This window comes from Fodinicurvata halophila, from assembly GCF_042651425.1.
GTDB lineage: Bacteria > Pseudomonadota > Alphaproteobacteria > Kiloniellales > DSM-21159 > Fodinicurvata > Fodinicurvata halophila.
In genome coordinates this window covers 1-22,297 of record NZ_JBHSCW010000008.1, presented here as the reverse complement: position 1 = coordinate 22,297, position 22,297 = coordinate 1, and the positions used below count along the sequence as shown (strand labels likewise).

Sequence of the window (22,297 nt, the reverse complement as noted above, 5' to 3'; positions counted from 1 at the left end):
GCTTTCCTCGTCGGGTTCCGGATCTTCGCCTCACTCCTCGCCGTGGAGGGAGCAGCCGTCGACAATGGTTGTCTCGTCGGCGCGGGTCTGCAGGAAGCCGGTGTTCCCCTTGGTCCACCAGATCCACTCCTCGCCGGCGTAGCGGGCGCCGCTTGCCGAGCGAACGGTCTCCATCTGCTCCGAACGGCCTTCGTAGGTCACCACGGCCTCGTCATCCTCATAGATTGCGGCCACCATGGCGCCCCCGTCACAGATATAGACGATGGGCTTGGTTTCCGGCAGGCCCTCGTCATCCCCCTGTGCGGCGGTGCTCGGTGCCGGAGCACTGCCACGCTCGGCGCCGGGAATGCCGGTCTGGCTGCAGGCGGTCAGTGCGAGGCTTGTAAACAGAGCGAGGGCGAGACGGGGTGCTTGCATCCTTGAGACTCCTGATCACGGGCTTGGGTCATGCCGGAGAATAAGCCGTGGCTCCCTTGCTGTCCCGGACCTTTTTCCTCGCCTCCTCCGTCGTGAATATGGGGCACCCGCTCCAGGGCGAAAAAGAGCGGCGGCCGGCTATGCCGGCCGCCGGGAAGACCTTCGCACGGGAGGAGTCAAGCACGCAGGCGTTCGTTCTCCGGATCCCAGGGGGACTCCGGCACGACCCGGGCCTGGAAACGGTCGCGCAGGATCTCGATTTCCAGTTCCGTCCCGGGCTCGGCGAAGTCGGGCGTGACGTAGCCCAGAGCAATGCTCTTGCCGAGATTGTGGCCATAGACGCCCGAGGTGGCGCGACCGATCATGGTGCCGTTGCTGTAGAGCGGTTCATTGCCGCCGGGATCGGCGATGGGCCGGCCGTTGCGGGCCTCAGGGAAGACCTCCAGCGTCACGAAGCGCTGGGGGATACCTTCCTGCTGCTGGCGGACCAGGGCCTCGCGGCCGGTGAACTCGCCCTTGTTGAGCCGGACGAAGCGGTCCAGCCCGGATTCGAAGGCGGAGTATTCGCGGCTGAGGTCCTTGGCCCACATGCGATAGGACTTCTCGGTGCGCAGCACGTCCATGGCCCGGATTCCAACCAGACCCAATTCGTGGGCTTCGCCGGCCCGCATGATCTCGTCGAAGATGTGGCGCTGGTACTCGATGGGATGGTGCAGCTCCCACCCCAGTTCGCCGACGAAGTTGACGCGCAGGGCGCGCACGTCGCCGGCCAGGCCGACGTTGATGGTCTGGCCGGTCAGCCAGGGGAAGGCGGCAGTGGAGAGATCGCTGTCCGTCAGCTGCTGCAGGATATGCCGTGCATTGGGTCCCGCCAGCACGAAGACGCCCCGGCTGTTGGTCACGTTGTCCAGACGCACGCTGCCGTCATCGGGAAGGTTCTTGTAGAGGAAATCCCAGTCGAAGCGTTCCGCCGAGCCCGAGGAGATCAGATAGTAGCGGTTCTCCGCCAGCTTGGTGATGGTGAACTCGCTGCGCACGCCCCCCGCCTGGGTCAGGGCATGGCTGAGCGACATGCGGCCCACCTTCTTGGGGATGGTATTGGCCACCAGACGGTCCAGGTAGGCCTCGGCCCCCGGGCCCGAGATCTCGAACTTGGAGAACGAGGTCAGGTCGATCAGGCCGGCCTTCTCGCGCATGTGCCGGGCCTCGTTGCCCACATGCTCGAAATAGTTGGTGCGGCGGAAGGACCAGACGTCCTTGCGCTCGACGCCCTCGGGCGCGAACCAGTTGGGCCGCTCCCAACCGTAGCGCTGGCCCCAGACGGCCCCGGCGGCATCCAGCCGGTCGTGAACCGGGCTCATCTTTGCCGGACGCGCAGCGGGTCGCTCTTCGTCGGGGTAGTGGATGACGAAGACATGCTCGTAGGCTTCCTCGTTCTTCACCTTGGTATAGCGCTTGTTGGCATAGGCGCCGTAGCGGCGTGGGTCCACATCGATCAGCTCGATGGAAGGTTCGCCTTCGACGATCCACTCAGCAAGGAAACGGCCGGCACCGCCGGCGGCGGTGATGCCGAAGGAATGCCCCTCGCTCAGCCAGAGGTTCTTCACGCCCCAGGCCGGCCCGACCAGCGGATTGCCGTCCGGCGTGTAGGAGATCGGGCCATTGATGATGTCCTTGATACCGGCTTCGGCGAAGGCCGGTATGCGTTTCATGGCAGCTTCCACGTGGGGCATCAGCCGCTCCAGGTCGCCGGGGAAGAGATCCTGGCCAAAGGAGTCCGGCACGCCGTCGACAAAGCGGGCGGGCGCGCCCTTCTCGTAGGGGCCGAGCAGGAATCCCTGGCGCTCTTCGCGGAAGTAGTAGGCTTCGTCGGCAGGTCTCAGGACGGGAAGCTCGGGCTTGCCTTCCTTGTGGCGTTCCATCAGGGCGGGATGGGGTTCGGTGACGATGTACTGATGCTCCACCGGAATGGCTGGTATATCCAGACCGAACATGGCGCCCGTCTGCCGGGCATAGTTGCCGGTGGCGCAGACTATATGCTCGCAGGTGACGTCGCCCTTGCTGGTGTGGACGATCCACTCGCCGTTTTCTTTCTGCGTCACGCCGGTCACGGCCGTCTGGCGATAGATCTCGGCACCACGGTTGCGGGCCCCGATGGAGAGCGCAGTGGTCAGGTCGGCCGGCGCGATATGCCCGTCGTCAGGGTGGTAGATCGCACCCACGATGTCGTCGACCTCGGCCAGAGGCCAGAGTTCCTTCACCTCGCTGGGCGTGAGCAGTTCATAGGGCACGCCGATGGTGTTGGCCGTGCCGCAGTATTTGCGGAATTCATCCATACGGTCCTGCGATTGGGCAAGGCGCAGATTGCCGTTGACGTGAAAGGAGACGTTCTGGCCGGTTTCCTCTTCCAACGTCTTGTAGAAATTCACCGAGTACTTGTGGATCTGGCCAACGCTGTAGCTCATGTTGAACAGCGGCAGCAGCCCGGCGGCATGCCAGGTCGAACCGGCAGTCAACTCGGTGCGTTCCACCAGGACAACGTCCGACCAGCCCAACTGTGCCAGATGATAAAGGGTCGAAACGCCGACAGCGCCGCCGCCGATAACAACCACCCGTGCTTGTGTTTTCATGGCCGCTGCCTTTCTCGAAAATGCGATGAACTTTCCAGCCCAAGCATTGCAATGGTTGGGAGACTCTGCCGAGCGAATCGCGACACCAGCCTTGTCGATAGCGACATGAGACCGCCACGAAAATGCGGCGTTTCTGCGCCTTTCGAGGTCGCTGTTTCGCAAGCCGTTGCCGGTTGAGCGGCGCCCAATGGGATGCGTGCGACTCACTTACCAGAAGTGGAATCAGGGCCATGAGCGATCAGGCAGTGGACGACAAGGCGGACGCGACAGCCGAGGAGCAGACTGGTGGCGGACGGGCCGGCCGTCGCGGGCGCGGCGGTGCGGAAAGCCGGCGTGCGGCGCGGCGTGGCAGCGGACAGCAGCAGCTGCGCCATATCCTGCGCAAGGTCCCGCGCTTCGAAGTGATGAACGACGAGGCGCTGGGGATCATCGAGCACAATGCCGACACGCTGCTGGAGGAGATCGGACTGGAGTTTCGTGGCGATCCCGAGGCGTTGCAGCTGTGGAGGGAGGCCGGCTGCGACGTGCAGGGCGAACGGGTGCATTTCCCGCGCGGTCTCTGTCGCAAGCTGATCCAGGACAGTGCGCCCGCCCGTTTCACCCAGCACGCGCGTAACCCCGAGCGCTCTGTGGAGATCGGCGGCGATGCCACGGTCTTCGCGCCGGTTTACGGCCCGCCCTTCGTCAGCGACCTGGAAGGCGGCCGCCGCTACGGGACCATGGAGGACTTCCGCAATTTCGTGAAGCTGGCCTACATGGCGCCGGCGATCCACCACTCGGGCGGAACGGTCTGCGAGCCCACCGACGTGCCGGTGAACAAGCGCCATCTGGACATGGTGTACAGTCACATGCGCTATTCCGACAAACCCTTCATGGGCTCGGTAACCGCGCCGGAACGCGCCGAGGATTCGGTCGCCATGGCGAAGCTGCTATTCGGTGCGGACTTCGTCGAGAACAACACGGTGATGATCAGCTTGATCAACGCCAACTCGCCCATGGTCTGGGACGACACCATGGTGGGGGCGCTGAAGGTCTATGCCCGCCACAACCAGGCGGTCATCTGCACGCCCTTCATCCTGGCCGGGGCCATGGCGCCCTGCACGGTGGCTGGCACCATGACCCAGACGCTGGCCGAGGCATTGGGCGGTATGGCGCTGGCCCAGCTGGTGCGGCCCGGTGCACCGGTGGTGCTGGGATCCTTTGCGAGCTCCATGTCCATGCAGTCGGGCGCGCCCACCTTCGGCACGCCGGAGCCGGCCCTGGTGCTCTACGGCATGGGCCAGCTGGCACGGCGCCTTGGCGTGCCCTTCCGCTCGGGTGGGGGGCTCTGCGCCTCCAAGCTGCCGGATGCGCAGGCGGCCTATGAATCGGCCAACACGCTGAATGCCACGCTGATGGGCGGGGTGAACTTCACACTGCACGCCGCCGGCTGGCTGGAAGGCGGCCTGGTCTCCTCGTACGAGAAGTTCATGATGGATATCGACCAGCTGGGCATGCTGCAGGTGATCGCCGGCGGCGTGGACATCAGCGAGAACGGCCAGGCCATGGACGCCATCCGCGAGGTCGGGCCGGGTAAGCACTACCTGGGCTGTGCCCATACCCAGGCAAATTTCGAGACCGCCTTCTATCGCTCCAGCGTTGCCGACAACAACTCCTTCGAGCAGTGGCAGTCGGAAGGCGGCCTGGACACCACCGCGCGGGCGCACCGGCTATGGAAGCAGTGGCTGGAGTCCTACCAGGAGCCGGGGCTGGATCCGGGCGTCGACGAGGCGCTGCAGGACTTCATCCGGCAGCGCAAGGACTCCATGCCTGATGCCTTCGCCTGACCGGGCAGGCTGGCCAGGCATCCACTGAGCCGGCGCTTTGTCGGCTTGGCCGGTGTGTTCTGGACGAGACTCGGGTGCCTCGATAGACTTTCCCAATCGGGGTCATCTTCAGAATACAGCGGAGTGCCATCTGCTTAAGCGAGGTGTGTTCATCGGATACTAACGTTTGGTCCACACAATGCGGCCGACCCCGAAGTCGTGCCGATGGACAAACGGCAGTGGCTGTTCCGTTCACGACCCGGCAATCAAGATGCAAGTATCCGTTTCCTTCATGAACGAAGATATCCAGAACTTCCTGAATGCCCTGGACGGGATCGGCTATATTGTCGAAGGGGGCGGGCGCATTCTCGCGGTGGGACAGCCGCAATGGCAGGACTTCCTCGAGAAAACCGGTTTCGCTGCCTCTCCGACGAAGAACGTTATCGGGCACAACCTCTTTGATTTCATCACCGGCGCCGAAGTGAGATCCAGTTACCAGCGCCTGCATGAAAGCGTCTGGCATGGCCAGGGGCAAAAGCTGTCTTTCCAGTATCGCTGCGACGGACCCTCGGTGAAGCGCGAGATGCGCATGTCCATGTCGCACCTTTCCCTGGACGGGATTGGTGGGGCGGTTCTCTATCAGTCACAGCTGCTTTCGGAGGTTGCGCGCCCGCCTCTCAATCTGCTTGACCCTGACCTGATCCTGGGAGTCATGGCCAACGAGCGCAATTTCCCCATTGTCGCCCTCTGCTCGTATTGCCAGAAAGTGGCCTGGCCCCTTAGCGAGCATCGGGAAGACGCACGGGAATGGATCACGCCCGAGGACTATTATGCACGGGGCGGACATTCCGATGTCCGTGTCAGTCACGGCATCTGCCCGAGCTGCGTTGGCATGCTGGAGATGGCGTAAGGAAAAGGGCCCTTTCTGCTGAGGAGAAAGGGCCCGAATGGATTGAGGGAATCGCAGCGCTATTTCTCTATTGGGGCGGCGTGCATGAAGCCCCAGCTGAAGTCGGTCTGCAGGACCTGGAGCTCCGGTGGCTGACCCGAGGTGTGATACCAGGCCGGATTGGGCACGCCGCTGTTGCTCTGCTGATAGCCGGTGACGTTCAGGCGGTTCTCGAAAACCCCCAGCGGCATCTGCGGCGGCTTGCTGTCCGCCACGCCATCGGTGCCCGCACGCGCGTGGCAGGAGATGCAGGAGGCGGAATTCATGAAGCCGCCCTCCGTCACGGAATTGCCCAGGTAGGTCGCACGTCCCATGGAGTCCGTGAACTCGACCTGGCTGCCCTTCAGGCGGTAGGACCGCCAGGCTCGGTCCGTGATCCTGGGCTCGTCGCTTCCCGGCTCGGTGGCAATATCCAGGTCCACGAGGATGTCCTCCAGTTCCGGGTTGATGGGGCCACTGTCATAGGGTTGGCCGTGCTCGAACACCTGCTGAGGCGTGGCCAGATCGTCGCTGGTCTGGTGCGGTGCCGTGTAGTTGTCGGCTGCCCCTTCGGGCAGGTCGTCGGCCGAGGCAAATCCGTAGGAGTCGTTGCAGCCGGTGTAGTCGCAACGGCCGGGATTATCCACATGCTCGAATGTGGCCCAGACCCAGTTCGGCGTGTCCTTGGAACTGACGTGCATGGCTACCAGCCAGTAGGTCCCGGGCTGGATCTTCTCTCCAAATCGGTCCTCCTCCTTCTTGTCGATGGTCATGGTTATGTAGGGGTGATCGTTATCCTGCTCGAAACCAAGCTCTTGGGCCTGTTCCTCGAGCAGCCAGTTGCTCTTGATCATGATCGACTGCACCGGGAGGTCGAGCTTCGCCAGTTTGCCATCACCGACGCGATAGGGGGCGTTCCGGTCGATATTCCGGGCGTTGGCCTTGAAGGCGTCGGCCAGGCCCTGGGTGTTGTAGAGATTGTGCTCGAAGATGTAGTCGAACATCGGTTTGTTGCGCTGGACGATCTCGGCCATCTCCTGGCGCGCGACTCGGCCCGGGTCGATGTCCGAGCGCGTCGGGTGGACGCTGTGCCCGATGGCCTGGGTCATATTGGTGGAGTGCGCCTTCGACAAAGCCCGTCCGGTTCGTGTCAGGCTTTCGCCTTCCTCCAAGTGATCGCCCGGATAGTATGGGCAATGAGCCGCGGGCGTGTCGCTGTCGTAGCCGGGGTTCTCGGCGCCCGGCGCGCAGCAGTCTGGGCCGGTCTCGCCAGGCTCGCACATGCCGTAGGGTTGGCTGGGCCAGACCTGGTCGTCGCTGGCCCAGTTGCGCCAGAAGCGGTCCTGGATCACCTCCGTGAACAGCTTCCAAGCACTCATGTCCGGACAGGTCATGGCCGGATTGCTGATCTCTGGCGAGACCACGAGCGTATCCTCCACGACGGACATGGAACACTGTTCCGCGTCCTTGGCTTCGCTCATGAAATACATGGCGTAGTCGATGCCGTCGGGCTTGCTGTCGTCTGCGACTGCGCCCGGCATGACGGACAGAATCGCCCAGGCGCCAAGTGCGAGAGCACCGCAGGCAGTTTTCCATTTCCTGAACATTTTATAGCCCCCCTTTTCTTTTCAATGCTTTCGGAGAGATCCGTAGAAACGGGATTGGCAAGCCGCTCCCCGCGTGTTTGGTGAGATTATCCAAAACCGGCACCTTCGTGAAAGGGATTGTTAGCAAAAATGAGTAACATTTAAATAAATATCCTCATAATTAGTTATTATCAAATTTTCTTAAAAATAAGAATATGTAGTAAGAGATTTTCTCCGATAGAATATTTTCTATTTGTTAATTTTTATAAAATACATTAGCTGCATAAATTCTAATCATTCGGATTCAAGAATTTTCATAATACAAGGCCTTATAGCATGTCGACCATTCTGCTGATCGATGATGAGAAGAGTATCCTGGAGGTGATGGGAAACTCTCTCGGCAAGGCAGGCTACACGGTCTTGTCCGCTGGTGATGGGAAAGAGGGGCTCGAGTTGCTGCGCAGCGAGCCTGTCGATGTCGTGGTCACCGATATCATCATGCCCGAGAAGGAAGGCATTGAGACCATCATCGAGATTCGTGCCATGGCGAAGGATATGCCGATTCTCGCGATCTCCGGCGGTGGGCGTACACGCCAAATGCATTTCCTGGAAATGAGCCGCAATTTCGGTGCGGACCGAGTACTACAGAAACCCTTCAAGCCATCGGATCTGATTGCGGAGCTGGACGATCTTCTGAAGAGGACGCAGCCAGCGCCAACTGAGTAAACCCTGACACCGGTGGAGGTCTCATGATTCGGTCCTGGATGTCCCGACTGCTGGGCGGGCAGGAAGAGTCGAAAAAGGTGGTGGTGCGCGAACATCGTTCGCGGGTGCAGCAGAAGGATACCCTCGAGGCGTTCCGCGACCAGCTGATGTCCATGCTCTATAACCACAGCTGGGTGCCGGCCGGGCAGATCAATCTGCTCAACCTGGATCTGCTGAAAAGGCATTTCGGCGAGCGCTGGGGCGAGATGCGCGACTCGATATGCGAAGCGGTCACCAAGCGCATCCGGGGCCACATCGACAAGCAGGATATTTTCGCCGAGGTCGGGGAGCTGGAGTTCGTCGTCGTCTTTGCGCATCTGGACGAGAGGGAATCCCAGCTCAAGCTGGCAAGCATCGCTTCCGAGATCTACCAGTATTTCCTGGGGGAGCCGGCGTTGCAGGAGGTGAACATCAGCACCGGCCTGAAGCGCGTCGACGGCGAGATCGAGTTCGAGGGCGTGGACGCGGAACGCCTGCTGGAAGGGCTCAAAAGTGCAGAAACCCTGGTGCCGCACTCGGAAGAGCCGCGGCCGCAGCCGGCAGCCAGGAAAGACCAGGAAAAAGGCCCTCAGTCGACCACAATCCGCCCGTTGAGCGATGACTATGCTTCCGAGGAAGCTCCTTTACCGCCCGTGGATTCCGAAGAGGGCGGCCGCCGACCGACGGTGATCTACAAGGGGCGTGAACGGGCAGTCAGCTACAGCCTGCGCGCCGTCTGGAACGTTCACAAGTGCGTGATTGCCGCAAATCATCTCAACACGCTCTGGCAGGCCGAGGACGGAAGCTGGCAACGCATTCCGGACGACCTGGGCAGCGCGGCCGAAGATACCCTCTGCCGGATCGACTGCCTGGCGGCCCGGCAAGTCGGACAGGTCCATGAACAGGCCCGGCAGAACAAGTTCCCCATGGTGATGGTCCTGCCCATCCATGTGCAGAGCCTGGCCTCACGCCGGAATCGCGAGGAGCTTGGCCGCCTGCTGAAGGCCTATGTGGCGCCCTATGCCTCCCTGACCCTGATCGAGCTTTGCGGCGTGAATACCGAAACTCCACTGCTCAGGCTGGGGGAAGTCCAGGATTACCTGCGCTCCAGCGCCAAGGGGTTCCTTCTGAGAACGAAATTCTCGAGTGAACTTCTGTCCCGCGTGAAGGGCATGGGATTCTTCGCCATAGGGCAGGACCTGGATGTCCTGCTGCAGAACAAGAGCTTGGAGGATGCCCAGCTGCTCCAGGCTCTGGAAACCTTCGCCACCAAGGCGGAGCAGAACAGGCAGGGCGTCTATCTGTTCGGGGTTCACAAGACCAGCCAGCTGCTGGCGGCCACGGCCGCCGGTTATGACTTCATCGACCTGGATCGCCTCGACCCGATCGAGAGCATGACCTCGAAGCTACGCCGCTATGACTGGGAACAGGTCTATGCGCCGAAGGTCCAGGAGGCCCTCGGGGAAACGGAGCAGGAGGCCTGAGCGGCCAAAGTCCTCCCTGCTGCTCGGCTCAGGAGCTCTTCAGGACGGTGACACCGTATTCCCTGGCGGCGTCCTGGAGCCAGCGCCACAGATAGTCGGCAAAGCTCCGGCGGACATGGAGCCGATAGCACCATTCCTCCCCCTCATCGGCCTCAAGCCGTTCGAGTATGACCGCTGTCTTGGAGACCAGGCTCTGGGCGCAGCTGCCGATACCGAACACACGGGGGTGCAGGTCAAGAGGGCATCCCTTTTCCAGCGTTGCCCGTGCGGCCGGTCCGGAAATGCGCAGCGCCGTGTAGTTATCACTGACGTTGCTTACGGAGGCGAAGTGATCTCCGGCGGCCTCACGAAGGTCATGTTCAAGCCGCTCCTCGGCTTCTTCGGGGCCGGTGGCCAGCCATTCCTCGGGGCCCAGCCAGAGCACGGAGATATCTCCCGCTTTGGCGATGGTATTGGGCGTGTGCGGCAGGTCCACGCCAAGCACTTTGGCGAAAGCCTTCATGAGAGCCGTATTGGAGGGTTGGCCGCGGAGATTGATGGCCGCGCGGAAGGGCGTTTCGCCAAGAGCCACGCCATGCTCTTGCGCCCGGAAGTCGGCTGCGGCGGCCTCAAGGCCGAGATGGGCCAGTGCCGGTCGCTTCAGATTGACCTCAACCATGAAGTCGTTCCCCTTCCTTGTCGAAGAACACGGAGTCCGTGACGGTGCAGGCGATGTTCCGGTCCGTCAGGTTGGCGTAAAGGGTCTGTCCCTTGCGGGCACGGCCACCTTTGACCAGGGCCAGCGCTATGGAATGGCCGCAATTGGGACTCCAGTAGCTGGAGGTGACGTAGCCGACCGTCGGGATAGGCGGATGCCCGGCGCTGCTCTCCACCAGATGGGCGCCTTCGGGAATGACCTCCTTCGGGTCCGAGGTCACCACACCCACCATCTGCTTGCGGTCCTCCTTCAGCATATCGGGTCGGGACAGTGAGCGCCGGCCGATGAAATCCTTCTTCTTGGAGACGATCCAGTCCATGCCGAGATCGATGGGCGTGACCGATCCGTCGGTTTCCTGCCCGACGATGATGAAGCCCTTCTCGGCGCGCAGTACGTGCATGGCCTCCGTGCCGTATGGGGTGATGCCGTACTTCTCGCCACTCAGCATCAGGGCCTCCCAGACGGCGAGGCCGTATCGGGCCGGCACGTTGATCTCGTAGGACATCTCGCCGGTGAAGGAAATGCGGAAGACCCGCGCCGGTACGCCCGCCACCTTGCCGGTGGTCATGCCCATGTGGGCCAGGGCCTCGGTCGAGACATCGAAATCCGCAAGTTCCGAAAGCAGGGCGCGTGAATTGGGACCGGCAATGGTCATGGTGGCGAACTGCTCGGTGACCGAGGTCAGGTAGACCTGCATGTCCGGCCACTCGGTCTGCAGATAGGACTCCAGATGTGCCAGTACCTGTGCAGCGTTGCCTGTGGTCGTGGTCATGATGTAGCGGTTCTCGTCGATCCGCGAGGTCACGCCGTCATCGAAGACCATGCCGTCTTCCTTCAGCATCAGGCCGTAGCGACAGCGCCCGACCTGCAGTTTGCTCCAGGCGTTGGAATAGACGAGGTTGAGGAACTTCGCGGCGTCCGGTCCCTGGATGTCGATCTTGCCCAGCGTGGTGGCATCCAGGATGCCGAGGGAGTCGCGCGTGGCCTTGACCTCGCGGGACACGGCCGTGCGCAGGTCCTCGCCTTCCCGTGGGTAGTACCAGGCGCGCAGCCATTGCCCCACGTGCTCGAAGAGGGCGCCGTTGTTCACGTGCCAGGAGTGCATGGGCGTGATGCGCGCCGGATCCAGCAGCTCGTCCACGTCGCGGCCGGCAAAGACACCGAATGTCACCGCCGTGTAGGGCGGCCGGAAAGTGGTGACGCCGACCTCCGGGACCGTCGCATTGAACTGTTCCGCCACGATGCCGATGGCGTTGACGTTGCTGGTCTTGCCCTGGTCGGTGCCCATACCGGTGGTGGTGTAGCGCTTGACATGCTCGATGGAGCTGTACCCCTCGCGCAGCGCCAGCAGCAGGTCGGCGGCGGTGACGTCGTTCTGCAGGTCCACGAAATGCTTGCCGCCTGCGCCTACCGGCTTGTCCGAGGGGACGAGGAACAGTTCCCGGATCGGCAGGAAACCTCGGTCCTCGGAGTTTGCCACTTCGCCGACGGTGCTCGTGTTGTGGCCGGTGGATTCTGCTGCAGCCTGTCCGGCTGCATGCCCCTCGGCCAGACAGCGTCCCAGTCCGAAGCTTCCGTTGGCGCTGCCGGCGACGCCCTGGGCCTTCTGCATGGATTCGTGCGGGCGGAAGCAGGAGAGTTCGTGATCCCAGTGCAGCGTGCCCTTCGACTGGCAGAAGAGATGAACGCTTGGTGTCCAGCCGCCGGAGGACAGCAGCAGGTCGCAGGCAATCTCCTCGGCCTGCCCGCTGACGGACTTGCCGTCCTTGTCGAGAGCCATGTGAGTGAGTGCGGTGATACGGAAGCGGCCCTTCGTGCCGGTGACCACCCGGCCGGCCTTAATGGGGATTCCGGTTTCGCGGGCCCGTTCCGTCAGGGGCCCGGAGGGTTCGGCCCGGGCATCGAGGACGGCGACCACCTCGAGGCCGGCCTGCTTCAGGTCCAGGGCGGCGGCATAGCCGCTGTCGTTGTTGGTAAACAGGACCGCCCGCTTGCCCGGTTTCACGGCATAGCGATTGACATAGGCGCTGGCCGCACTGGCCAGCATGATGCCGGGTCGGTCGTTGTCGCGGAAGACCAGTGGCCGCTCGATGGCGCCGGTGGCCATCACGACATGGCCGGCCCGCACCTTCCAGAAGCGTTGCCGCGGCAGGTGTGCCGGCCGTTCAGCCTGCGGCAGGTGATCGGTAACGCGCTCCAGCAGGCCCAGGAAATTATGATCGTAATAGGCAAAGCACTGTGTGCGCGTCAGGATCCGGACATCCGGCAGACTCTCAAGTTCGGCACGGGCGGCTTTCACCCAGTCCATGGCCGGCTGTCCCGCGATCTCGGCTTCGCGCTCGGACGACAGCAGGCTGCCGCCCAGTTCGCTGTCCTGTTCCACCAGCAGCACACGCGCGCCGCTGCGGCCAGCGGCAAGCGCCGCCGCAAGCCCGGACGGTCCGGTGCCCACCACAAGGACGTCGCAATGGGCATTGGTCTTGTCATAGTGGTCCGGATCCGGCTGTTCCGGTGCCTGGCCGAGGCCGGCAGCCCGGCGGATCGCGCCCTCGTAGACCTTCCAGCTCGGCCACATGAAGGTCTTGTAGTAGAAGCCCGAGGGCATGAAGCGGGAGAAGAGTCTGTTGATCTCGCCCAAGTCGAACTTCAGGGAGGGAAAGGCGTTCTGCGAATGCGCGTCGAGGCCGCCATGCAGCTCAACCTGCGGGGCGCGCTGGTTGGGGTCGGTCCGGGGGTTCTCTCCCAGCTGGAGGAGGGCGTTGGGCTCCTCGACGCCGGCGCTGAAAATGCCCCGGGGACGGTGATACTTGAAGCTTCGCCCCACGAAGTGCACGCCGTTGGCCAGCAGGGCCGAGGCCAGGCTGTCGCCGGGATGGCCCTCGTAGCGCCGGCCATCGAACGTGAACTCGATCGTCCTGCTTCTGTCGATCAGGCCGCCTTCGGCCAAGCGGTGAGTCTGCGCCATGGTTCGTCGGGTCTTCCAGTCTTGTACGGCGGTTACAGGTAGGTTCTCTCGGGAACCGTCGGTGGCGTCTCACCCATGTGGTAAACGGCCAGGACCTCGTAGGTCACGGTATCGCGGGCCACGTTGAACCAGCGACGGCAGCCGTGGGCATGCACCCAGCGCTCGAAGAAAACGCCCTTCGTATTCCGGCGCATGAACAGGAAGTCGCCCCAGTCGGCGTCGCTCATCTCGTCGGGATTGCCCGGGCGCATGATGTGCGCCTCGCCACCGTAGGAGAATTCCGTTTCCTCGCGCGGGCCGCAGTGGGGGCAGGGAATCTGTAGCATCGTCGTACTCCTCAATGGGCGACGGCGGCGGCGCCGTGTTCGTCGATCAGATAGCCGGTGCGGAAGCGGTCCAGGCTGAAGGGCGCGTTGATCTCGTGGGGCTCTCCCTTGGCGATGGTGTGGGCGAAGACCCAGCCCGAGCCGGGCGTGGCCTTGAAGCCGCCCGTGCCCCACCCGCAGTTGATGAACATGTTCTCCACCGGAGTCTTGGAAATGACCGGGCTGGCGTCCGGGCAGATGTCCACCACGCCGGCCCACTGGCGCATCATGCGCATGCGCCGGAAGATGGGGTAGAGTTCGCAGACCGCGGCCAGGGTCTCCTCGGTGATCGGCAGGCTGCCGCGCTGGCCGTAGCCGATGTACTTGTCGGCCCCGGCCCCGATGACCAGCTCGCCCTTGTCCGACTGGCTGACATAGGCATGCACTGTCCCTGACATGACGACGCAGTCGATGACCGGCTTGACCGGCTCGCTGACCAGGGCCTGCAGCGGCTGGGACTGAACCGGCAGGCGGAAGCCCGCCATGTCAGCAAGGACGGTGGAGTTGCCCGAGACCACGATGCCGACCTTGCCGGCCTCGATGGTGCCCTTCGGCGTTTCCACGGCCTTGACCCGTCCCTCTTCGATCCGGAAGCCGTTGACCGGGCATTCCTGGATGATGTCCATGCCCATGGCATCACAGGCCCGGGCATACCCCCAGGCGACCGCGTCATGCCGGGCCGTGCCAGCGCGACGCTGCAGCGAGGCGCCGAGAACCGGATGCCGCCCGTTGCCACGCAGGTCGATAATCGGGCAGTAGGCCTTAACCCCCTCGGCATCCAGGAACTCCGAATCGATGCCGTTCAGGCGGTTGGCATGGACGCGTCGGTGGACTTCGCGCAGGTCGTGCTGGTTGTGGGCGAGATTGAGCACGCCGCGCTGGCTGAACATCACGTTGTAGTTCAGGTCCTCGTTCATGCTCTCCCAGAGCTTGAGTGCGTGCTCATAGAGGGCAGCGGATTCGTCCCATAGATAATTGGAACGCACGATGGTGGTGTTGCGGCCCATATTGCCGCCGCCCAGCCAGCCGCGCTCGATCACGGCGACATTGGTGATGCCGTGCAGTTTGCCAAGATAGAAAGCAGTCGCCAGGCCGTGGCCGCCGGCGCCGATGATCACCACGTCGTAACGCTTCTTGGGCTCCGGCGAACGCCAGGCCCGGGGCCAGTCGCGGTGTCCAGTCATCGCGTTACGCGCGAGGGAGAAAATGGAGTAGCGTTTTGTCATTATCCGCGGCGACTCCCTGATGCGACCATGTCTTCCATTAACCCGTATAACTTATTTATAAGCTTATTATTAATGCTAATTCGTTATGAAATTATTCCGAAGCCGTCTGTAAAGTCACTTCTTACACCACTTGCTCAACTGCTTCCTGGCTCTCGTAACGCCGTCGGCTAGTTTCCATTTCGCGACATGGCAATTTGCGGCACAAAGGCACGTGCAACACAGATGGAATATGGCATAGTGCGCTTCAATTGGGTTCGGCTATTCAACGATAAGATGAGCGATCAGAGGGTGTGATGCTGGGCAACGTGCCGAGAGAATTCCCACAGGCAATCGGCTTCATCCTGTTGCCGAACTTTTCCATGATCGCCTTTGCCTCGGCCGTCGAAGCCCTGCGTCAGGCCAACCGACAGAGCGGACGGGATCTCTATTCATGGCCCGTCTTCTCCATTGACGGAGATCCCGTCGAGGCCTCGAACGGTCTGAAGATCACACCCGAAGGCAATCTCGAGCATGCCTCGAAGATCCTGACCTTCGTTCTCTGCTCCGGCCTTGATGTGAAGAAGGTGGCGGACAGGCGGCTGCTGTCCTGGCTGCGGCGCATGGATCGCCAGGGCGCGGATATCGGGGGGATGTGTACGGCCAGCTACATTCTGGCCAAGGCGGGTCTGCTGGAAGGCTACAGCTGCACCATCCATTGGGAAAACCTGGCGGGTTTCGTCGAGGACTTTCCCGAGCTGGACGTTACCAACGAGCTGTTCGAGATCGACCGGCACCGCTTCACCTGCGCTGGCGGTACGGCCGCTCTGGACATGATGCTGAACGTCATCAGCCTGCAGCACGGTCATGAGCTGGCCGCCGCGGTGGCCGAACAGTTCCTGCATGAACGAATCCGCGACCAGAACGATCACCAGCGCATGAGCCTGCCGGCACGCCTGGGCGTGCGTCATCCCAAGCTCCTCAGCGTTATCTCCACCATGGAGCGCCATCTGGAGGAGCCGCTGTCGCGGGCCCAGCTGGCGCGCGAAGCCGGACTATCGACACGCCAGCTGGAGCGCTTGTTCCGCAAGTATCTCAGCCGCTCGCCGGCGCGCTATTACCTGGAACTTCGACTCAACAGGGCGCGCCTGCTGCTGCTGCAGACCAACCTGTCGGTGATCGATGTGGCGCTGGCCTGCGGTTTCGTCTCCGCCTCGCACTTCTCCAAGTGCTATCGCGATTTCTTCGGACGCACACCACGCAAGGAGCGCGGCCTGCCGCCGGCGCCCGAGGGCGTTCACGAGGGCGTCTAGGCGCCCGGGGAGAAGTCAGGAGGCGCGCCGGCGCCGCCGGCGTGGCTGGTCTCCCTCCAGAGGAGACAGCCCTTCTGGTTCCGGGACTGGCAGGGAGACGACCTGCGACAGCGACGGATAAAGCAGGTTCTTGTGCGGAATGGCCATGGCCTCGACGAAGTGTTTCTGGAAGGCCGGCTCAACGGCCGTTTCCACCTTCTCCACGCGCCTGACCACACGTTCGATCTCGTCGCGGGTCTTCTGGTTGAGCAGGGCAATGCGGGCACCTGTTCCAGCGGCATTGCCAGCCGAGCTCACCTTGTCCAGGTCGCAGTCCGGAAGCATGCCCAGGATCATTGCATACTTCACGTCGATGTGGCTGCCGAAGGCGCCGGCAAGCTGGATCCGGTCCACATGATCGACGCCCAAGCGTTCCATCAGCAGACGGATGCCGGCGAACAGCGCCGCCTTGGCCAACTGGATGGCGCGAATGTCGTTCTGGGTGATGACGATGCGCGGTTCTTCGGGGTTCACCGGTTCATGGAGCAGATAGCTGAAGGTGCGGCCCTCCATGAAGACACGGGTGCTCTGGGCGGCCTTGCGACCGTTCACGGTGCCGTCGGGCAGGATGATTCCGGCCAGGAACATCTCGGCCAGGACCTCGATGATCCCCGAACCGCAGATCCCCGTGACACCGATCCGGCGAACCTCTTCGGTGAAGCTGGTCTCGTCGGACCAGCTCTCGCAGCCGATCACCTTGAAGCGCGGCTCGAGTGTTTCCGGGTCGATGCGCACCCGCTCGATAGCGCCCGGGGCGGCACGCTGACCGCCCGAGATCTGCGCACCCTCGAAGGCCGGACCAGTGGGCGAGGAACAGGCCAGCAGGCGATGGCGATTGCCCAGCACGATCTCGGCGTTTGTGCCGACATCGACCACCAGCGTGGTTTCATCACGCAGGTGGGGCTGTTCGGAGAGAATCACGCCGGCTGTATCCGCGCCCACATGGCCGGCGATGCAGGGCAGGACATAGACGCGTGCATCCGGTGCCAAATCGATACCCAGTTGCTCGGCCCAGAGCGTGATCCCGGAATTGAAGGTCAGCGCGAAGGGCGCGCCGCCCAGCTCCGTCGGGTCGATGCCCAGCAGCAAGTGGTGCATGATGGGATTGCCGACGAAGGTGGCATTGAGAATGTCCTGTGGCATCAGGCCGGCTTCGCCACAGATTTCCTGGACCAGGCGATTGATGCCATCGCGCACGGCTTCGGTCATCTCGTTGTCGCCGCCCGGGTTCATCATGATGTAGGAAACCCGGCTCATGAGATCCTCGCCGAAGCGGATCTGTGGGTTCATGATGCCGTTGGATGCAAGGACTTCGCCCGTGGCCAGGTCGCAGAGATGGGCGGCGATGGTGGTGGAGCCGACGTCGACGGCCAAGCCATAAGCCTTGTCGCGGAAGCCGGGCCAGATGGTGGTCAGCACCTGGCCGCGGTGGACGGCTACGGTGACCTTCCAGTCACTGGCACGCAGGGCTTGCTGCAGGCCCTGGAGGACACGCAGCTCGGCCGTCAGGTCCGTCAGTCCCCACTGGGTTTCGAGCGCCTTGAGCAGGCGTTCCAGGTCGCCCGTGGGATTGTGCATATCGGGCTGTTCCACCTCGACGTAATGCAGACGGATGGCCGGGTCCAATTCGATGTTGCGCACTTCCGCACGTTTGCGCACGACCTGCTTGTGCACCTGACTTTCCGCCGGCACGTCGATGACGGTGTCGCCCTGGAGCATGGCCTGACAGGACAGGCGCCGCTCGGGCTTCATCCCCTTCTTCGCCTGGTAGCGCGCCTCAACACTGCTCCACTCGGAGACATTTTCCTTGCGGCTGACAATTCCGTGCTTGGCGAATTCACCTTCGCCGACCGTGACCTGGCAGCGTCCGCAGAGGCCCCGGCCGCCGCAGACCGTGTCGATATCCACTCCCAGGTTGCGGGCGCACTTCAGCAGGGGCGTGCCAACGGGAAAGCGCCCCCGCTTTCCCGAAGGTGTGAAGACGACCAAGGCCTGCGAAGATTTATCCGACATGGATCTGGTGACGCCGGCCTTGTCAGCCCGCCGCCCTCCTGCGTCTGCGTTCGCCGCGCGCTTCGCGTGCCGTAGCTTCGGCAGAGCCCTCTGCAGCCGGTTCGCGGAACTTGCGGATCCAGGCGCGGCAATCCCGGTCGGTGCCGAGCAGGACGTCGGCGGCCATGACGCCAGCCATTTCCTCGCTGTGCAACGGGTTCATGATGGCCGATGTCATGCCGGAACAGGCTGCCATGGACAGGAAGGCGGCATTGAGGGCATGCCGGTTGGGCAGCCCGAAGGAGATGTTGGAGGCGCCGCAGGTGGTGTTCACGCCCAAGTCCTCGCGCAGCCGGCGGATAATGCTGAAGGCCTGCTGTCCGGCGGTCCGCATGGCGCCGATCGGCATGACCAGGGGGTCCACCACCACATCCTCGCGCGGGATGCCGTGATCCATGGCGCGTTCGACGATCTTCTTCGCCACCGCGAAACGCACGTCCGGATCCTCGGAGATTCCGGTCTCGTCGTTGGAAATGGCCACCACAGCCGCACCATACTTCTTGACCAGTGGCAGGACCACCTCCAGGCGCTCCTCCTCGCCGGTGACCGAGTTGATGAGAGGCTTGCCCTGATAGACCGACAGCCCGGACTCCAGGGCTTCGACAATCGAGGAATCGATGCTCAGCGGCACATCGACCAGGGACTGCACCAGCTTGATCGTATCCGCGAGAATGGCCGGCTCGTCGGCGAGCGGGATGCCGGCGTTGACATCCAGCATGCTGGCGCCGGCCTGGACCTGGGCCAGGGCGTCACGCTCGACCGTGCTGTAGTCGCCGGCAGCCATTTCGGCGGCAAGTTTCTTGCGCCCTGTGGGATTGATCCGCTCTCCGATGATGCAGAAAGGCTGATCGAAGCCAATGATCACTTCCCGGCTCTGGGAGGAAACGACAGTGCGGGACATGCGGGGGAACTCCTGATTGCTGGCCGCTGTCAGGCCATTAGGGGATTTCGCGGCGGAGTCGGGCTCGTGTCGGCGCGACGTTCAATGGCGGCTTTGCGCCTGCACCGCGGCCAAAAGCGGAGCCTGGAAGTGCGGGTTATTCGACGCTGCGGTTGACGGTGAACCCGCTGTGGTCCGGTTTAAGCTCGAAGTCGCCATCAACCACGGCGTAGCTCCAAGCCGCAGTCTTGCGCAGACCACCCAGCGGATACATGTGCGCATCGTGGATGCCGCAGTTGGGATCGGTCGCCTTGTAGTGCGCCAGGTCCACAATCAGCTTGTCCGGAGCGTTGACCGTCATGAGCTTGGCGACATTGCGCGCCTGTTTCACCAGGAAGCCCATGGAGGCGCCGATGCCGCAGTTGCGCGCATGGTGGAGCAAGGTCTTGAGCGTGGCCAGGCCCGGAACGCCGATACGAATGGGCAGGCGATTGCCTTCCGCCTGGATGCGGCGGTCCCAGGCGATGATCGGCTCGGCCTGGAAACAGAACTGGGTGATGACGTAAAGCTCGGCATCCGTGCGTTCGGCAAAGGCATTCTTCCATTTGAGCGCGTCCATGACGTCTTCGTCGCGGATATCCGGGCTGCCTTCCGGATGGCCGGCCACCCCGATCCGGCGGATGCCGTGGTGATCGAGCAGGCCGCTTTCCAGAAGCTGCATGGAGTTGTCGAAGGGCCCCAGCGGCGTGGGAACGGCACCACCCAGCACGATGACCTCGTCCACGCCGACCTCGCCTTGCAGGCGAGCGAGGCAATCCTCGAATGCCTGCTGACTTGGCATCGAGCGCGCGGCCAGGTGGGGCAGGGGGCGAAAGCCCTCCTGCTTCAAGCGGGCCGCCGTGGCGATGGTATCCGCGAAATCCGAGCCCGGCAGGAAGGTTACGGCCACGGAGGTGCCCGGACGCAGCATCTCGCGATAATCTGCCGTCTTGGCAGAGGCCCCCGGCGTCGTTTCCACGGTAAAACCCTCCATGAAGTCGCGGACCGCGGCCTTCATATCGATGTCGGTGTCCTGCATCGGGGTCATTTCCAATACGCTCATGGCCCTTGTCCTTACACTACAGGTGGTCCGCAGGTTGATCCGCTGCCAGACCGCCGCTGTCGATCAGGCCTTGCAGACGCTGCATGTCGTAATCCTCTTCCAGCTGTGCGGCCATGTCCTGGACGGCCGCTTCAAGGTTCGCGCCGCATGGAAGTGGCTCCCCGCGCCGCCAGTGCGCCAGGTAGCCATCAGTGTCGCGCAATCCGGCTTTCATGGCAGCGCGATCGATGGCCGTCTCGAAGCGGTTCGAGAGGACGGCCTTCGCGTTGCGCCGCCCCTCCTTCGCGATGACCTGGGCTGGAATATCCCGCCAGTAGAGGATCGTCAGGCTGGCCATGGCTCAGCCCCCTCTTGCCGGGCGGCCTGCTGCAGGAAGTCCGCCAGTTCACCCAGCCCGCAGTAGCGGTATTCATAGGCCAGCCCCAGTCGTTCGGCGGCCGCTTTCGCCCGGTGCTGGAGAGCGGGGTCGTGGGTCTGGGCCAGATAGACCAGGCGGTTGTAGTTGCCGAAGCACAGCCCCAGCATATCCGGATGCCGATCCAGGCCCAGGCCGCGCACCACCAAGCGCTCGAAATGGCGTGCCAGGTAGTCGGTCAGATAGAAGGTAGCCGGGTCCTGTTCCTGAAGCTCGGCAAAGCTGTCCAGGCCGGCATAGAAGGCATAGCAGTGATCGCCGGCGATGCGCTCCACGCCCTCCTCGGCCAGCATGGCATCGAGCTGGCCGCCAGTTCCGCAATCGCCGTAGGCCACCAGGATGTCCCGGTAGCCCTCCGCGCGCGCCTTGCGGATCTTCTCGCGCAGGGCTTCGGGAATGCGCTGGGGCGTGTTGTGCCAGATCGCCGGCAGGCAGCGGACCTGCAGGTGCGTCCAGCCGTTCAGGCCGATCGCGTCCACGATCTCGCGTGCCAGGGCGCCGCAGGCAAGGACCAGGGTCTTCTGTTCGGACATGGCAACCTCCTGGCCATGCATTGCCGGGCACACTAGGCGGAGGCCGAAGCCAGGCTGTTATGCCGGCGCTGCATGAAGTCCTTGGCGGTGTCCACCGTGACCGCGGCGTCCCGGCAGTAGGCATCGGCACCGATGGCCTCGGCAAAGGCCTCGTTCAGCGGCGCACCACCCACCAGCACGATGTAGTCGTCGCGCAGGCCCTGTTCCTTCATGCCCTCGATGACGACCTTCATGTACGGCATGGTCGTGGTCAGCAGGGCGGACATGCCGAGGATGTCGGGCTTGTGCTCCTCCAGCGCTGCCAGGTAATTCTCAAGCGGATTGTTGATGCCCAGGTCGACGACCTCGAAGCCGGCGCCTTCCATCATCATCGAGACCAGGTTCTTGCCGATGTCGTGGATGTCGCCCTTGACGGTGCCGATCACCATCTTGCCGACCTTGGGGGCATTGGTCTCGGCCAGCAGGGGGCGCAGGATGTTCATGCCGCCCTTCATGGAGTTGGCCGCCATCAGGACCTCGGGCACGAAGAGGATGCCGTCGCGGAAGTCGATGCCGACGATGCGCATGCCTTCCACCAGGGCCTCGGTCAGAATGCGGTAGGGCTCCCATCCGCGCTCCAGCAGGATGTGCACGCCTTCCTCCACCTCTTCCTTGAGGCCGTCGTAAAGGTCGTCGTGCATCTGCTGCACGAGGTCCTCGTCGTTGAGCGAACGCAGGTCCAGATCGTCCGTGTCAGCCATGTCACCACACCCTTGTTTCTGCGGCCCGGTGTACCGCCCGGTTACCTGTTGCCAAACAGACACAGCGGCCTTTGGCTGGCTGTGCTGTTTTGTCACTGCATGGTCTCTTGATTGGGCTTTCTCCAGCTTCGGTGGCCGCGACTCGTCGTGGCTGAAACGCGACAGTCGCAGTCTCCTGCGGACTCCGAGCTCTTGCCGGGGGGTGCGGGGGTTGCTACATCAGCTGATAATCAGGCCCATTGTCATGAATGGAACGAAGGATGAGCGAAGAAGCCGACTACAAGGTTAAGGACATTGGTTTGGCGGACTGGGGCCGTCTTGAGCTTGAGATAGCTGAGACGGAGATGCCGGGTCTGATGGCGACGCGCGAGGAGTATGCTTCGTCGCAGCCGCTGAAGGG

General features: G+C 63.0%; 19 protein-coding genes. 6 read left to right on the top strand and 13 right to left on the bottom strand.

The features are described from left to right. Positions 1-30: 30 nt before the first annotated feature. Positions 31-417 (bottom strand): MliC family protein, encoded by a 387-nt coding sequence (locus ACFOW6_RS14060; RefSeq protein ID WP_382423031.1) that lies wholly within the window; start codon positions 415-417, stop codon positions 31-33. Positions 418-593: 176 nt separating this feature from the next. Continuing rightward, positions 594-3,047 carry a GcvT family protein gene (locus tag ACFOW6_RS14055; RefSeq protein WP_382423030.1) on the bottom strand — a complete coding sequence of 818 codons (2,454 nt, stop codon included), beginning with the start codon at positions 3,045-3,047 and terminating at the stop codon, positions 594-596. A 230-nt stretch (positions 3,048-3,277) separates the two neighbouring features. On the opposite strand from ACFOW6_RS14055, the gene ACFOW6_RS14050 reads away from it, so the two are divergent. Beyond that, positions 3,278-4,873, top strand: a complete 1,596-nt coding sequence (locus ACFOW6_RS14050; RefSeq protein WP_382423029.1) for a trimethylamine methyltransferase family protein — start codon at positions 3,278-3,280, stop codon at positions 4,871-4,873. Between the two features lie 271 nt (positions 4,874-5,144). Beyond that, positions 5,145-5,762 (top strand): hypothetical protein, encoded by a 618-nt coding sequence (locus ACFOW6_RS14045; protein ID WP_382423028.1) that lies wholly within the window; start codon positions 5,145-5,147, stop codon positions 5,760-5,762. Between the two features lie 59 nt (positions 5,763-5,821). On the opposite strand, the gene ACFOW6_RS14040 is transcribed toward ACFOW6_RS14045, so the two are convergent. Continuing rightward, positions 5,822-7,387: a hypothetical protein gene (locus ACFOW6_RS14040; RefSeq protein ID WP_382423027.1), complete on the bottom strand. Its 1,566-nt coding sequence runs from the start codon at positions 7,385-7,387 to the stop codon at positions 5,822-5,824. A gap of 315 nt (positions 7,388-7,702) precedes the next feature. On the opposite strand from ACFOW6_RS14040, the gene ACFOW6_RS14035 reads away from it, so the two are divergent. After that, a complete protein-coding gene (locus tag ACFOW6_RS14035; RefSeq protein WP_382423026.1) occupies positions 7,703-8,092 on the top strand; it encodes a response regulator in 390 nt (129 codons plus the stop codon). 23 nt (positions 8,093-8,115) lie between these two features. Then, positions 8,116-9,594 carry a hypothetical protein gene (locus tag ACFOW6_RS14030; protein WP_382423025.1) on the top strand — a complete coding sequence of 493 codons (1,479 nt, stop codon included), beginning with the start codon at positions 8,116-8,118 and terminating at the stop codon, positions 9,592-9,594. Positions 9,595-9,622: 28 nt separating this feature from the next. Here the strand turns inward: ACFOW6_RS14030 and ACFOW6_RS14025 are convergent, their stop codons facing one another. The 4 genes from ACFOW6_RS14025 to ACFOW6_RS14010 are packed head-to-tail and all read right to left on the bottom strand — an operon-like array spanning position 9,623 to position 14,847. Continuing rightward, complete coding sequence (locus ACFOW6_RS14025) at positions 9,623-10,252, bottom strand: sarcosine oxidase subunit gamma (protein ID WP_382423024.1); 630 nt, start codon at positions 10,250-10,252, stop codon at positions 9,623-9,625. Further along, the gene (locus ACFOW6_RS14020; protein WP_382423023.1) at positions 10,245-13,256 is read right to left on the bottom strand and encodes a sarcosine oxidase subunit alpha family protein; all 3,012 of its coding nucleotides are present in this window, start codon (positions 13,254-13,256) and stop codon (positions 10,245-10,247) included. The genes ACFOW6_RS14025 and ACFOW6_RS14020 overlap by 8 nt, the downstream gene beginning before the upstream one ends. A 32-nt stretch (positions 13,257-13,288) precedes the next feature. Continuing rightward, entirely contained in the window at positions 13,289-13,582 is a 294-nt protein-coding gene (locus ACFOW6_RS14015) for a sarcosine oxidase subunit delta (RefSeq protein ID WP_382423022.1), read from the bottom strand. A gap of 11 nt (positions 13,583-13,593) precedes the next feature. Beyond that, on the bottom strand, positions 13,594-14,847 hold the full coding sequence (locus tag ACFOW6_RS14010) for a sarcosine oxidase subunit beta family protein (RefSeq protein ID WP_382423021.1): 1,254 nt from the start codon (positions 14,845-14,847) through the stop codon (positions 13,594-13,596). Positions 14,848-15,140: 293 nt separating this feature from the next. On the opposite strand from ACFOW6_RS14010, the gene ACFOW6_RS14005 reads away from it, so the two are divergent. After that, a complete protein-coding gene (locus ACFOW6_RS14005; RefSeq protein WP_382423020.1) occupies positions 15,141-16,136 on the top strand; it encodes a GlxA family transcriptional regulator in 996 nt (331 codons plus the stop codon). Positions 16,137-16,151: 15 nt separating this feature from the next. Here the strand turns inward: ACFOW6_RS14005 and ACFOW6_RS14000 are convergent, their stop codons facing one another. From ACFOW6_RS14000 to ACFOW6_RS13975, 6 genes are all read right to left on the bottom strand, one after another. Then, positions 16,152-18,188 (bottom strand): ASKHA domain-containing protein, encoded by a 2,037-nt coding sequence (locus ACFOW6_RS14000; protein ID WP_382423019.1) that lies wholly within the window; start codon positions 18,186-18,188, stop codon positions 16,152-16,154. 22 nt (positions 18,189-18,210) lie between these two features. Beyond that, entirely contained in the window at positions 18,211-19,128 is a 918-nt protein-coding gene (locus ACFOW6_RS13995; RefSeq protein WP_382423017.1) for a methyltetrahydrofolate cobalamin methyltransferase, read from the bottom strand. A 136-nt stretch (positions 19,129-19,264) separates the two neighbouring features. Then, a complete protein-coding gene (locus ACFOW6_RS13990; RefSeq protein WP_382423016.1) occupies positions 19,265-20,209 on the bottom strand; it encodes a methylenetetrahydrofolate reductase in 945 nt (314 codons plus the stop codon). A 16-nt stretch (positions 20,210-20,225) separates the two neighbouring features. Continuing rightward, positions 20,226-20,546, bottom strand: a complete 321-nt coding sequence (locus ACFOW6_RS13985) for a virulence factor (RefSeq protein WP_382423015.1) — start codon at positions 20,544-20,546, stop codon at positions 20,226-20,228. Next, positions 20,534-21,157, bottom strand: coding sequence for a DUF1638 domain-containing protein (locus ACFOW6_RS13980; RefSeq protein ID WP_382423014.1), 624 nt, complete (start codon positions 21,155-21,157; stop codon positions 20,534-20,536). Before ACFOW6_RS13980 ends, ACFOW6_RS13985 begins: the two co-directional genes overlap by 13 nt. 32 nt (positions 21,158-21,189) lie before the next feature. Then, the gene (locus tag ACFOW6_RS13975) at positions 21,190-21,897 is read right to left on the bottom strand and encodes a corrinoid protein (protein WP_382423013.1); all 708 of its coding nucleotides are present in this window, start codon (positions 21,895-21,897) and stop codon (positions 21,190-21,192) included. Positions 21,898-22,157: 260 nt separating this feature from the next. Between ACFOW6_RS13975 and ACFOW6_RS13970 the strand changes: the two genes are divergently transcribed. Continuing rightward, the coding region (locus ACFOW6_RS13970) for an adenosylhomocysteinase (protein ID WP_382423172.1) at positions 22,158-22,297 on the top strand (140 nt) is incomplete at its 3' end.